The organism is Candidatus Acidulodesulfobacterium sp. H_13 (assembly GCF_048541835.1).
Lineage (GTDB): Bacteria > SZUA-79 > SZUA-79 > Acidulodesulfobacterales > Acidulodesulfobacteraceae > QIJE01.
The window spans coordinates 379,487-392,741 of sequence record NZ_JBLEOY010000001.1; the positions used below are offsets into that span (position 1 = coordinate 379,487).

The following is a 13,255-nucleotide window of genomic DNA, read 5'->3' on the forward strand; positions in this document are numbered from 1 at the left end:
TAGTCTATCCCTCCATGCCGGCTTCCTCTGCCATTTCCCTAAGCTTCCTTAACGACTTAACCTCTATCTGCCTAATGCGTTCTTTGGTGAGACCGAAAATAATCCCTATCTCGTTAAGCGTCCTCGGTTTTTCGTAATTAAGCCCGTATCTGAGTATTATAACCTTCCGCTCTATATCGCTAAGATTTAAAAGCCACCCGTTAATAAGCCTTAACGTTTCGACACGATCGAGTATATCAAAAGCAGAAGTATTCTTCTCATCATCCTTAATGACATTGGAAAGTATCAAATTTTGCTCGTCTCCGTTTTGATTCTGTATGTAAGGAAAATCTAACGAGCAAATGCTACCCACAAAACCCAAGATCTTTTCTAATTTTTTTTCCTTAATACCCATGTGTTTCGCTATTTCACCGACGTTGGGTTCTCTTTGAAGCTCTCCCGTGACATCTTTTATTGCCTTAGAATATCTAAAAAGATTTTCCGATATATGAATAGGCAGCCTTATAAGTCTACCGGAATTCAATATGCCTCTTTCGATAGTCTGCCTTATCCACCATATTGCATACGTGGAAAATCTGAATCCTTTTTTAGGCTTAAATCTGTCTATTGCCTTCATCAACCCTATGTTTCCCTCCATAATCAGGTCATCGAAAGAAAGCCCTCTGCCGAGAAACTTCTTTGCCACACTGATTACGAGTCCGAGATTTGATTTAACCATCAAATCCCTTGCGTCGACATCGCCCTCCTGAATTTTAAGCGCAAGTTCATATTCCTGTTCTCTAGTTAGTAGCGGATATTTTTTGATATATTTCAGATAATAACCTGAAATAGCATTATTTTCGGATTTAAAATATTCGTTAGTATCCTTTGTCCCCACATATGTTCCAATAGAATCAGAAACAGACGTTTCGGAACTGTCACATTTTTTGCGTTTCATATCCGTTTTTACCTATAAGCTTAACGAAATTAGCGGGAGCGATATCCTTAGAATGCATTCCTCCGTTTCTCTTTTCTATCACGGAAATATTTTGCAAACCACTCTTTTCTACAGGCATGACCATTATTCCGCCTTCCTTTAATTGATTGAACAGCGACATGGGAACATTAGGAGAGCAAGCGGTTATGATTATCCTGTCATAGGGGGCATATTCACTAAAACCTATAGTTCCATCGCCTACGATAAAGGTTATATTGCGTATGTTTAACGATTCAATAACGACTCTGGCCTTAGACGATAAATCCCTTATCCGCTCTACTGTAAAAACAGATGCGGAAAGAGCGGCAAGAACCGCCGCCTGATATCCGGAACCGGTTCCTACTTCCAAAACCTTATGCTCCTTGTCTAAACTAAGCGCCTGGGTCATTAACGCAACGATATAAACACTTGAAATAGTCTGGCCGTGACCTATGGGAAGAGGTATATCGTCATAACACAATTCCCTTAACGGCTGCTCGACGAATTTCTCTCTCGGAATTTTTCTTATAGCACTCAATACGTTTTCGTCGTTAACATCCTTAGAAGTAAAACTGTCTATTAATTTATCGACGCGATTTTTCATAAGAAGTAAAATCTATATTTTTTAATTTATCTAAGGCGTTATAGTTTGTCATATCCATGTGTATCGGGGTAATAGATATAATTCCGCTATGAATGGCTTCGTAATCACTTCCGGATATATCATCGAATTTGATATTTTTACCCCATATCCAGTAGTATTTTCTTCCCCTCGGGTCCATCTCCTCGACGATAAAATCCTCAAAATAACGTTTGCCTTGTTTGGTGATTTTATATTCAAAAACATTTTCTTTGTCTATTATGGTTTGAGGTATATTTATATTCAGAAGGGTATATTTGGAAAAATCGCTCTTATTGAAAACGAGAGCAAGGTTAGAAACAAACTCTGCCGCTTTTCTAAAGGAAAGTTCTATATTTTCCTCCAACGACTGGTCTTTAGGCAGATAGCCTCCGCCCTTATTGACGACTAATGAAACGGCCAAGGACTTAATCCCCATAACCGCCCCTTCCATTGCGGCAGAAACGGTACCGGAATAAATAACATCGTCGCAAATATTGCCGCCGTAATTTATTCCGGATATTACAATATCCGGTTTGGTTTTTAATAAAGAATGAACTGCAATATTAACGGCATCGGTCGGAGTACCGTCGACCGAATATATATTCGGCTTAATTTCGTTAACCCTCAACGGCCTGTCTATCGTCAAAGAATGAGAACTCGCACTTCTTTCTCTGTCGGGAGCAACTATAACAACATCGGCAACCTTACTGAGCTCTTCAAATAGAATATTTATGCCCGTCGCATAAACACCGTCATCGTTCGAAAGAAGGATATTCACCTTGGCTTTCCTATTTTTCTTGACAACAAAAGGGATTTAATGGAATTAAGCTCGGCCTGAACATTCTTTAACAGCATAATATTACTGTTTTTTTCGGACGATTTTGCTCTTATTGCCTTATTTGCCCCTTCTATCGTAAATTTTTTATTATATAAATAATCTTTTATTATTAAAAGCTTCTCAATGTCAGTCTTTGAGTAGAGCCTATGAGAACCCTTAGACTTATACGGTTTCAAAAAGGAAAATTCAGTCTCCCAATACCTTATAACATACGGCTCTATATTTACCTTCTTTGCAACTTCCCCAATCTTATAATAAAGTCTTTCATCTATTGGGTCCATTTTTATATTTCTTATTTACTTCCGATTTTAAAACGACGGAGGGCTTAAATTTCAGCACCTTTCTCTCGCTTATAATAATTGTTTCACCCGTCTGCGGATTCCTTCCCTTTCTAGCCTTCTTTTCTTTGACCGTAAAACTTCCGAATCCATTAAACTTTATAGTTATTTCTTCCTCAACCTCCGATTTAACGAAGTCGAAAAATAAATTAGCATAAGTCATAGAACCGGTGGCGGATAATCCGACCTTTGAGCGAATCTTACTTGCCAAGTCTGCCTTAGTCAATGCCATTATCCCGCTACCCCCGCATTTAACGAGCCGCCGGATACGACAAGCAATTCTTTTACTATGCGTGAAAACGAAGCGGGATCTGAAAGCGCTATTTCCGATAACACCTTTCTGTTCAGACCTATATCTTTCTGATTCAGTAAATTAATAAACTTAGAATAGGAAATTCCATTTTCACGGCAAGCAGCATTAATTCTGACAATCCATAATCTCCTAAACTGCCTTTTCTTTACCTTTCTGTCCCTATATGCATAGCTCAAACCCTTCATTACGGCTTCCTGTGCCGTTTTAAAAAGCCTGCTCCTTGCGCCGTAATAACCCTTCGCCTGCTTCAAGACCCTTTTATGTCTTTTTTTTGTCAATACACCTCTTTTAACTCTCGGCATTACAAATACCCCTTTTATCTAAATTGTTAATTAACCCTTTTTAATCCATATCTGTTTACAAATACGGCAGAAGCCTTTTTATGTTCATAGAATCGACAGAATTTACGACAGCGGCTTTTTTCAGCCTATTTTTTCTCTTCCTGTTCTTAGAGGTCAATATATGGCTTTTATTTGCCTTGCGATGCATAACCAATCCGCTTTTGGTGATTTTAAACCTTTTTTTAGCCCCTCTGTTTGTCTTTATTTTTATCTTCGCCATCTTTATCTGCTCCTCAATATATAACTCCCACGCTATATATCACTTGTTTTATTTTTTAAGCCTCACGGCTTTTTGTTTTTATTGTTGCCGTTTTTAACTCCGGCTTTTCAATCTGTTTTTTTATTTTTATCGGAACTATTATCGTGCTGAATGTTCTTCTAACATCAGGCTTAATCGGAAATTCCGGAATGCCGAATTCTTTGATATCCTCGATAACCCTTAATATAACATTAATTCCTAATTGCGTATGCGCAAGCTCCCTGCCCTTAAAGGTAACGGTTAATTTTACCTTATTGCCTTCCTTGAGAAACGAAATTGCGTTCTTTAATTTAAACCCATAGTCGTGACTATCGGTATTGGGTCTAAATTTAACCTCTTTTACGCGTATCAGAACCTGCTTTTTCTTTGCCTCCTGCGCTTTTTTATTCTGCTCGTATTTAAACTTCCCGTAGTCCATTATCTTACAAACAGGAGGATTTGCGTCTTTAGAGACCTCTACGAGATCCAAGACCCTTTCCTTCGCAAGTTCAAGAGCATCATGTAGGGGCATTATGCCTACCTGCCCTCCTTCACCGTCGATAACTCTTACTTCTTTTGCCCTGATACCTTCGTTCAAATGCGTTTTATTATTTTTCTGTATACTGATTTCTCCTTGCTATAAAAATTAATTTAGTTTTAGAATTATTACATAATTTGTGCTTACTGTCAAGAAAATTTAGCCTTATCCAACATATTTGCTATGCGGATATTTTTCCTTAAGAAGCCTCAAATAATGGTTTGCAACCTTTTTGTCCTTAACGTTTTTATAACATATTGCCAAATAATGCAGCGTTTTAGGAATAACGGGCAGACCAGGGTATTGCTTGAGGACAATTTTAAACATGTATATAGCCGGTTTCCACCTGCTTGCATTGTAATAATAAAGACCTGTAAAGAAAGTATTTTCCGATAAATATATATTTATTTTTTTTATATATTCCATCACCTTTTTCGAGTGCTCGAAATATGGATAGTTAGAAATAAGTTTTTCAAATACGATTTTTGCTTTCCTCAGAGAACTTTGCGTTCTTCCGACCGCTTCCTTTCTTTTATAAAAAGACATAGCCTCGTAAAACATTGCAAGGGGAACATACTTTGAACGCGGGTGAAGGGTGATAAAATCGGAATAGGCACCTTGAGCCTCTATATATTTTCCGTTTAAATAATAAACGTCTCCAAGTTTAAGCTCCGCCTTTACGGTGTTGCGATATGCGGGATAATTTTCTATCAAGTTCTTAAAATCTTTTGCCGCTCCCACATAATTGCGATTATGCGCTTCATTTAACGCCTTTTTATAATAAAACCCCGGCGGCAATATATTGTTCTTAACGTTTTTACCGCATGCAGTTAAAAAAAACGAAAGCATTGAAACTGCCGCCGTTAAAAGTAAAATCAATACCAACAACCTGCTATTTTTCATAATATGTTAATATTCCTTCTATTTTAATTTTATCTAATTATACCGCTTCCCTTTGAAATGCCCACTTTTATTTTAACATTATAGAGATAATCGTCAACATATATTTTTAAAGGAACCATGCTTCCGTCCTTCGGTATATAATTCTTAAAGTATACGGTTTCGATCATTTTTTCATGTCTTGCGACCGTTATTCTGTTTATAAGATAATTTTTGCTTACGTATATATAATAGGTATTATTTTTTTCATTATTATTGCTATGATATTCAAAGAAAAACCCCCCGTAAGTATTATAAAACACATCGGCTTTTCTGATTTTATCAAGACTGTTTAAATTTAAGAAAATTTCAAGTACCCTAAATAATCGTTCGTAAAACAGCATTTTGCCCCGATATTTTTTATTAAGATTTATAATTTCAAGCTTTTTGCTTTTCGAATTCAAAAAAACGACCTTATCGTCAACTTGAAATAATTTTACGTAAAAAAGAATGTTACCGTATATATTTAAAACGATAAATTTTACGTATTTTCCTTTTATGTATTTATAAAGCCCCGATTCTTCAAAGGAAAAACCATTACCTGTTGCCGTCATAGTAAACCTGCCGGACATACCTTTAAAATGTCCATAATTTTTTTCAAGACCTTTCAAAACCTCGTTTCTGCTTTTGTATATTACCTTACCGGATTTTAAGGGTACCTGCGCCTTTTTTACATAGTATGCGCAACCGCTTAGACTAAACGATAGAAATATAATAAAAATAAACGGCGATAAAATTTTAATTTTGTTTTTACGCCCTTGCAAACAAACCCTCAACCATATTTTCTATATTATTGATTTTCTCTACAAAAGAAGAGCCGCCTTGGGAAAAATCCCTTTTACCGCCGCCCTTTCCGCCAACCTCGGCATTTATAAGCTTTATTATTTTAGACGCATCTATCGAACCTCCAGCAGAAACTATATATATTAATTTTTCATCGTTAATTAACGATATAAATATAACCGCGCTATCCCCCTTCGGGAAATCATGCCTCGATTTAAGGGCATTAATAAGATCCTTGATGCCGTCTGCGGAAATATTTTTAAATTTGTATATCAGATACTTAACGTTTTCGACGCTCTTGAATAATTTAATAAGCCTTTCCGCTTCTAAATCGCTTAGTTTGGATCTAAGATCTTCATTATTTTTCTCTAAATATTCATGGCTATAAAACAGTTTAATTATTTTGTTATATATATCCGACTTAGAGGAGTCTAACAGTTTTATTATGTTATTCATGTTATCTTCTTCGATATATAAAAAATTAAGATAATTAAAACCGGTTACCGCTTCAATCCTTCTAATGCCGGAAGCAACCGAAGACTCCCCCGTAATCTTAAAAAAACCTATTTCGCCTACCCTGGAAACGTGAGTTCCCCCGCAAAACTCTTTGGAATAATCCCCCATAGAAACAACCCTGACTTTTCCTTCGTATTTTTCGTCAAAAAAATGAAGCGCTCCCGAATCCATAGCCACACTCGTATTAAGTTCTTCGGTTTTTACCTCTGCATCCGAAAAGATATACTCATTCACAAGCATCTCTATCCGACGAATTTCACTGTCAGTAAGGGGTTTGCCGTGCGAAAAATCAAACCTCAATCCCTCCGGATCAACGTAAGAACCTTGCTGCGAAACATGTTCTCCGACTATTTTTCTTAACGAAGCCTGCAGAAGGTGAACCGCACTGTGGTTAGAGGCCACATTCTTCCTTATTTTTTTATCCACGCAAAATTCTGCCTTTATTGGAAAACATTTCCGGACAGTACCGTTATCTTTGAAAATCCTGCCGTAATGAAGTATTACTCCGTTTTTGGTTTTATAGGTATTCGTAACCGAGACACTGCCGCCAGTCCATTCGATAACACCTTTATCCCCCGACTGTCCGCCGCCTTCCGGATAAAACGGGGTAGAGTCGGCAATAACATAATAAAAATTTCCGCTTTCCACCGATGTTGCAAACTCGCCTTTTTCATCTAATATCCCTGTGATATTGCTGCTGCCCTTTAATGTTTCGTATCCGTAGAAATCGGTTACCGAAAAATCAGGATTGACGTCTAAAATACCCCGCTTTTCCTTTTTTCGCCTTGAACCCCTTTTTTGAATGCCCATAAGCTCGTCGAATTTTTTTAAGTCTAAGGTTAAACCGTTTTCAGAGGCTACATCTGCTGTCATATCGACCGGAAAACCCTTAGCATCGTAAAGCTTAAAAATAAAATCTCCCGGTATAATTTTTTTCTTTTCACCCTTTAACTCCGATATCTTTTCCTCTAAAAGCTTCAACCCCTGACCTATCGTATCGGAAAACTTATTGTATTCCTCGGAGATTATTTTCTCAAAAACAGCGAACCCGTCTCTCGCCTCCGGATAGAACCCGCCCATAACTATTACAACCGTATTTCCCAGGTAGATTAGATTTTCCAAGCTTATGCCTAATTTTAAAGAATATCTTATAAGCCTCCTTAATATCCTTCTAAATACATACCCCCTGCCTTCATTAGACGGAAAAACGGATTCCGCCGATAAAAAAATGGAAGTTCTCACATGGTCGCTTATCACCCTGGCGGCTACATCATAATTTTCACCGCTTTTACCGTAAGATTTTCCGGTTATGGAGTCTATTTCATTTATGTAAGGCTTAAAAACATCAGTGTCGTAATTGGATTTCACGTTCTGCAGAACCCTCAAAATCCGCTCCAAACCCATACCGGTATCTATGGACGGTTTCGGAAGCATAGAGACGGCACCGTCCATACCCCTATTGAATTCCATAAAAACAAGATTCCATATTTCAAGATATCTTCCGCAATCACAGTCCACGCTGCATTCCTTATGTCCCAATTCAGAATATTCGGTATCGAAAAAAATCTCGCTCGAATAACCACACGGACCGGTTTCTCCCATTTGCCAAAAATTAGTTTCGTCCCCGAGTTTAAAAATCTTTTTTTCATTCACCCCTGCAACGTCTCTCCAAATAGAATATCCTTCCTCGTCCTTGCTGTTAACGGTAATATATAACTTATCCGAATCCAACCCGAGAACATCCGTTAAGAACTCGTATGCAAATAAAACAGCATCTTTTTTAAAATAATCGCCGAACGAAAAATTGCCGAGCATTTCGAAAAATGTGTGATGACGGGATGTTTTACCGACATTCTCAAGATCGTTATGTTTCCCTCCGGCTCTCATGCATTTTTGAACGCTTACCGCTCTTAAAAAAGGCGGTTTGGCTGCACCCGTAAAATAATCTTTAAACTGCACCATTCCGGCATTAGTGAACATTATGGAGTCGTCTCCGGCGGGAATCAAAGAAGAACCGGAAACAAAATCATGGTCTTTTCTCGTAAAATAATCGACAAACAATTCTCTTAATTCGTTGGATAATAAACTTTTCATGTTTATATAATATAATGTTTATAATGTACTGTTTAAAATATCTTCGATAATGTTAGAAGAAAATCCCCTACCCTGCAAAAAATTATATAACTTCTTCTTAAACATTAATTTATTTTCTCTGTATTTTATTAACGAAACCTTTTTTTTATCCATTGCCTTAATGGCTATATCGTGTTCTTCGTCTTCGGTATAAAACATTTCCAATACCCTATCTATAAGACTTCTATTGAGCCCCTTTTTGTATAACTCATAACTCAATTTTATTCTTCCGATAAGTTTTCTTTTACCGTTTTCCATAAAACGTTTAGCAAACGCCTCGTCATTTATATAGTCGTATTCTTTTAATTTTTTGACGGCTTTACCGATATCCTCAGTAGAAAATCCTTTTTTAATGAGCTTTTCCGCAATCTGCTTTTCAGAATAAGACCTGGCGGAAATGAGCTTAAGCGAATAGTCCAATACCGATACCGGGGCTTTAAATCTTTTTTTGGATAAATCTTTCTGCGATACCTTCAACTCAACTGCTCCAAAACGAACCGGATTTGCCAGAGACGGCATCAGAATTCGCCTGGGTATCATTCTCCTGGGACCGGTGGTTCTCGAGTCCCGCAAATGAAGATACGTTTGAGTCCTTATCGGAGGAATTTACGCCGGATATTAACAATGCAAGGTCGTTGGGGGATGTGGATTCGGAGAGGGCATCTTTATAAGTTATCAAACCGGCTTTATAAAAATTATAAAGAGACTGATCAAACGTCTGCATTCCGTATTGAATATTGCCGCTTTTAATATAATCCCTTATGCTCGCTGTTTTATCCTCGTCGGCAATGCATTCCTTTATCATCTCCGTCCCTATCATTATTTCTACGGAAGGCAGTCTGCCGGTCTTATCCGCTTTAACTATGAGCCTCTGCGATATTATTGCAGAAATCACGGAAGAAAGTTGTACCCTTATCTGCTTTTGTTGGTGAGGCGGAAAAACCGCAATGATTCTGTTGACGGTCTCCTGAACGTCAAGGGTATGAAGCGTACTCATAACGAGATGACCTGTTTCCGCCGCTATCATTGCCGTCTCTATGGTTTCCAAGTCTCTCATTTCGCCGACGAGGATAACGTCCGGATCCTGCCTTAAGGCTTCCCTTAAACCGTGAGAAAAAGAATAAACGTCCATACCGAATTCACGCTGGTTTATCACGGCTTTTATATCTTTATGCAAATATTCTATGGGGTCTTCGATGGTGATAACGTTAACCGGCCTGGTATGATTTATATAATCTATCATAGATGCCAGCGTCGTAGATTTTCCGCTTCCGGTTACGCCGGTCACTAAAATAAGCCCTCTTTTATGCAGCGATATAGATTTTATAATTTGAGGCAGATTCAGTGAATCAAACGGGGGTATTGTAAACGGTATATATCTCATCGCTATGCTTATAGAGTTTCTCTGTGAAAATATATTAACCCTGAATCTGCCGACACCTTCAAGGCTATATGCCAAGTCTACATCTCTATTTTCCTGAAATACCTTGAGCTGATGCTTATCCATCATGCTTCCGGCAACCTTTTCGATTATATCTTTCGAAAGTATCTTCAAATTTTCCTGCCTATAAATATCCCCGTCTATTCTGAAAATAGGATAAGAATTTACCTTGAGATGAATATCGGATGCATTCATATCCACGGCAGTCTTCAAAAGTATTTCTATAAAAGACGGTCTTTCGACCGGTTGTCCCGCCATTATCTTATTCTACTCCTCTCCATTACATATTATTCGATGCTAAAACGTCGAGGCATTTTATGCCTTAAGATCAAATTTTCCTAAAATTTTAGAGTGTATCTCGTCCCGCAATGCCGTATTGTTTTTAAGAGTTTCCTTAGCCGCTTCGCGTCCCTGACCCAGCCTCTCCTTGCCGCAACTAAACCACGTTCCAGATTTCTCTATTATACCGTAATCCGTACCCAGATCGACTATATCCCCTTCCAACGATATCCCGCTGTCATAAATTATGTCAAACTCGGTCCCTTTAAACGGAGGGGCTACTTTGTTCTTGACTATCCTGGCCTTGGTACGGGAACCGATTATTTCATCGCCTTTTTTAATAGAGCCTACCCTCCTGATATCTATTCTAACGGAAGAATAAAATTTAAGGGCATTGCCTCCGGTAGTGGTTTCGGGGGAACCGAACATGACGCCTATCTTCATTCTAATCTGATTAATAAATATAACCGCCGTATTTGACTTATCTATAGCCGACGTAAGTTTTCTCAATGCCTGAGACATAAGTCTTGCCTGAAGCCCCATGTGTGTGTCTCCCATATCTCCTTCTATTTCCGCCCTCGGAACGAGAGCCGCAACCGAATCTATGGCTAAAACATCAAGAGAACCAGACCTCACAAGAGAGTCGGTAATCTCTAAGGCTTCTTCGCCGGTGCTCGGCTGAGAAACCAAAAGCTCGTCAACGTTCACGCCTATTTTTTTAGCGTAATTTAAATCTAAAGCATGCTCCGCATCGATAAAGGCCGCAATCCCTCCTTTTTTTTGAGCCTGAGCAATAATTTGAAGGGTAAGCGTGGTTTTGCCGGAAGACTCCGGACCGAATATTTCTATAACCCTGCCCATAGGTACACCGCCTATGCCAAGCGCTATGTCTAACGAGAGCGAACCTGTGGGGATAGCCTGAATGTTTTTCATTACCGGTCTTCCGCCTAGCTTCATAACCGCTCCGACTCCAAACTGCTTTTCTATTTGGGCAATGGCGATGTCCAACGCCTTAATCTTTTGTTCCTGAACCGGTGCTTTGGTTTTAATTTCCTTATTTTCTTTGCTATTAGTCGATTTTAAAGACATTTTCGTTACCCCTATTCATTTGCTTAATTAAGCATATTTAAAAGTTATATCTCAAAAAAGAAATATTATCAAGTTAAATCCCTTAAAACTAAATTATAATATTATCAATCGTCTTTTAAGGCTTATTATGTGATAACCCACCTACAACATTCCGCTAAGAAGCCTGTATACCCAGAAAAGCGCCATTTTTGCAGTATAAGCCTTAATATCCATACGCGTACCGGAAAAGGCGTATTTCCTTACCTCTTTCAGCTTAGATCCGGAAAGGGCTATAAAAACCGTACCCACGGGATAATTATCGCTCGGGGTTTCCGGTCCCGCAAAACCGGTTACGGCAAGTCCGATATCGCAAGACGCTTTTTCTTTCACTGCCTCCGCCATCGACAACGCACATCTTTCGGAAACGGCTCCGTCTTTTTCTATAATAGCCTTATCTATTCCAAGAATATCCGTCTTCGCATAATCAGAATATACTACGTCGCCGTACATAAAATAATCTGACGCCCCCGGCAGATCGGTAAGTTTGTCGGAAATATACCCCCCGGTAAGCGATTCTGCAACCGCAATCTTAACGCCGGTCTCCTTGAGGAGATAAGAACAAACGATATTGAGTTCGTCATCGTCGTAGCCGTAAAGGTAATCCTTAAAGATTTTGCTGACTCCGTTATCTACCAATTTAATGTTTTCATTGAGTTTTTGAGTTGAAATTCCACTGACCGTTGTTGACAATATGAATTCCCCGTATGAAAATTTATAATTAAAACCGCATTCATAATTTTTTTTAAGCTTTTCAAGGAGGTTCCCAAATTCTCTTTCTTTTAGGCCGAACAGCTTGTATTTTCTCAATCTTACGGAATAATTAATCCCCATCTTCCCTAATACCTTTCCAAGTATATGATTTTTAAACATATTTACCGCATTTTTGGATTCAAGAGGCACGGCGGCAAAAAATATGGGTTCGGTCAAATAAAAACCGGAAATACCGGAATTTTGATTCGGAATGATAAAGGAATTTTCTGGAAAATAACATATTTTTTCGCCATAGGGAGTCAATTCTTTCTTGCCGGATTCATGAACAAGCCTCATTAAATCTGCGGCATCTTTGTTTCTGACAAGCTCTTTCCCGAATATATCCGATGCCATATTCTGTGTAATGCATCCGCTTTCATTTATACCGCCGCACGTTATAACGAACGAATCCCCAGACGCCATATACGACATGACCTTATATATCCCGTCTTTCTGGTCTCTCGGCATAATGACGGCTTCTTTAAATCCGAGATTATAGTTTGAGAGAACGGCGGAAATATCCCTTATCACACTCCCTGCTTCCACGAAATTATTACCTTTTGCTATAACAAGTATCTTAATATCCATAAATTTTATAAGCCTTTTATATTTATATATGCGCCGTTAAAGTAATTATAAATCTTAAAACAACGATAGAGAAAAGAGCTGCAACGACATCGTCAAGCATAACCCCTAATCCCCCTTCTACGTTTTTGTCTATATATCTAACAGGAAATGGCTTCAATATGTCGAAAAACCTGAACAATATGAAGCCGTAAACTGCATAAAGAATTGAAAACGGAAACCCCAGAACCCCTATCATGACCGTAAGATATCCTACTGTTTCGTCTATTACTATGAAGGAAGGGTCTTTCATTCCGGATATTTTCTCCGCGCCGGACGAAAAATAAACCCCCATAATAAATGTAAACACGCATAATGCAATATAATAATAGGGATTTAAAAATCTCAATATCGATATGTATAACAAAAAAGCCGCTACTGAACCTGCCGTCCCCGGAGCATAAGGGAAAAACCCCGTATAAAAAAACGAAGAGATAAATATAGAAATATTAAAACCCTTTTGCTTTGCCATATTTCGA

At 38.3% G+C, this 13,255-nt stretch carries 16 protein-coding genes; all 16 read right to left on the bottom strand.

Annotation, left to right across the window (positions count from 1 at the left end; all coding sequences use genetic code 11):
• Positions 1-4: 4 nt before the first annotated feature.
• The 16 genes from ACMCNP_RS01885 to ACMCNP_RS01960 all read right to left on the bottom strand — a co-directional run bounded on the left by ACMCNP_RS01885 (position 5) and on the right by ACMCNP_RS01960 (position 13,248).
• Entirely contained in the window at positions 5-937 is a 933-nt protein-coding gene (locus ACMCNP_RS01885; RefSeq protein WP_419313050.1) for a sigma-70 family RNA polymerase sigma factor, read from the bottom strand.
• The gene (locus ACMCNP_RS01890; RefSeq protein WP_419313053.1) at positions 918-1,559 is read right to left on the bottom strand and encodes a protein-L-isoaspartate(D-aspartate) O-methyltransferase; all 642 of its coding nucleotides are present in this window, start codon (positions 1,557-1,559) and stop codon (positions 918-920) included. The genes ACMCNP_RS01885 and ACMCNP_RS01890 overlap by 20 nt, the downstream gene beginning before the upstream one ends.
• A complete protein-coding gene (surE, locus tag ACMCNP_RS01895) occupies positions 1,540-2,355 on the bottom strand; it encodes a 5'/3'-nucleotidase SurE (RefSeq protein ID WP_419313056.1) in 816 nt (271 codons plus the stop codon). Before surE ends, ACMCNP_RS01890 begins: the two co-directional genes overlap by 20 nt.
• Positions 2,352-2,696 carry a MerR family transcriptional regulator gene (locus ACMCNP_RS01900; RefSeq protein ID WP_419313059.1) on the bottom strand — a complete coding sequence of 115 codons (345 nt, stop codon included), beginning with the start codon at positions 2,694-2,696 and terminating at the stop codon, positions 2,352-2,354. Before ACMCNP_RS01900 ends, surE begins: the two co-directional genes overlap by 4 nt.
• Complete coding sequence (locus ACMCNP_RS01905; RefSeq protein ID WP_419314343.1) at positions 2,680-2,979, bottom strand: HU family DNA-binding protein; 300 nt, start codon at positions 2,977-2,979, stop codon at positions 2,680-2,682. The genes ACMCNP_RS01900 and ACMCNP_RS01905 overlap by 17 nt, the downstream gene beginning before the upstream one ends.
• A gap of 5 nt (positions 2,980-2,984) precedes the next feature.
• Positions 2,985-3,368 (bottom strand): 50S ribosomal protein L20, encoded by a 384-nt coding sequence (gene rplT, locus ACMCNP_RS01910; RefSeq protein WP_419313062.1) that lies wholly within the window; start codon positions 3,366-3,368, stop codon positions 2,985-2,987.
• Between the two features lie 55 nt (positions 3,369-3,423).
• Complete coding sequence (rpmI, locus tag ACMCNP_RS01915) at positions 3,424-3,627, bottom strand: 50S ribosomal protein L35 (RefSeq protein WP_419313065.1); 204 nt, start codon at positions 3,625-3,627, stop codon at positions 3,424-3,426.
• Positions 3,628-3,682: 55 nt separating this feature from the next.
• On the bottom strand, positions 3,683-4,267 hold the full coding sequence (infC, locus tag ACMCNP_RS01920) for a translation initiation factor IF-3 (RefSeq protein ID WP_419314346.1): 585 nt from the start codon (positions 4,265-4,267) through the stop codon (positions 3,683-3,685).
• A gap of 81 nt (positions 4,268-4,348) precedes the next feature.
• Positions 4,349-5,086 carry an outer membrane protein assembly factor BamD gene (gene bamD, locus ACMCNP_RS01925; RefSeq protein WP_419313067.1) on the bottom strand — a complete coding sequence of 246 codons (738 nt, stop codon included), beginning with the start codon at positions 5,084-5,086 and terminating at the stop codon, positions 4,349-4,351.
• 29 nt (positions 5,087-5,115) lie between these two features.
• A complete protein-coding gene (locus ACMCNP_RS01930; RefSeq protein ID WP_419313070.1) occupies positions 5,116-5,886 on the bottom strand; it encodes a hypothetical protein in 771 nt (256 codons plus the stop codon).
• Positions 5,873-8,515, bottom strand: coding sequence for an alanine--tRNA ligase (alaS, locus tag ACMCNP_RS01935; protein ID WP_419313073.1), 2,643 nt, complete (start codon positions 8,513-8,515; stop codon positions 5,873-5,875). The genes ACMCNP_RS01930 and alaS overlap by 14 nt, the downstream gene beginning before the upstream one ends.
• Before the next feature lie 18 nt (positions 8,516-8,533).
• A complete protein-coding gene (locus ACMCNP_RS01940; protein WP_419313076.1) occupies positions 8,534-9,073 on the bottom strand; it encodes a regulatory protein RecX in 540 nt (179 codons plus the stop codon).
• Positions 9,033-10,253 (bottom strand): type IV pilus twitching motility protein PilT, encoded by a 1,221-nt coding sequence (locus ACMCNP_RS01945; RefSeq protein WP_419313079.1) that lies wholly within the window; start codon positions 10,251-10,253, stop codon positions 9,033-9,035. The genes ACMCNP_RS01940 and ACMCNP_RS01945 overlap by 41 nt, the downstream gene beginning before the upstream one ends.
• Positions 10,254-10,310: 57 nt before the next feature.
• Positions 10,311-11,363: a recombinase RecA gene (gene recA, locus ACMCNP_RS01950; RefSeq protein WP_419313082.1), complete on the bottom strand. Its 1,053-nt coding sequence runs from the start codon at positions 11,361-11,363 to the stop codon at positions 10,311-10,313.
• A gap of 141 nt (positions 11,364-11,504) precedes the next feature.
• Positions 11,505-12,740 carry a nicotinamide-nucleotide amidohydrolase family protein gene (locus ACMCNP_RS01955; protein WP_419313085.1) on the bottom strand — a complete coding sequence of 412 codons (1,236 nt, stop codon included), beginning with the start codon at positions 12,738-12,740 and terminating at the stop codon, positions 11,505-11,507.
• A gap of 22 nt (positions 12,741-12,762) precedes the next feature.
• On the bottom strand, positions 12,763-13,248 hold the full coding sequence (locus tag ACMCNP_RS01960; protein ID WP_419313088.1) for a phosphatidylglycerophosphatase A family protein: 486 nt from the start codon (positions 13,246-13,248) through the stop codon (positions 12,763-12,765).
• Between the last annotated feature and the right edge of the window lie 7 nt (positions 13,249-13,255).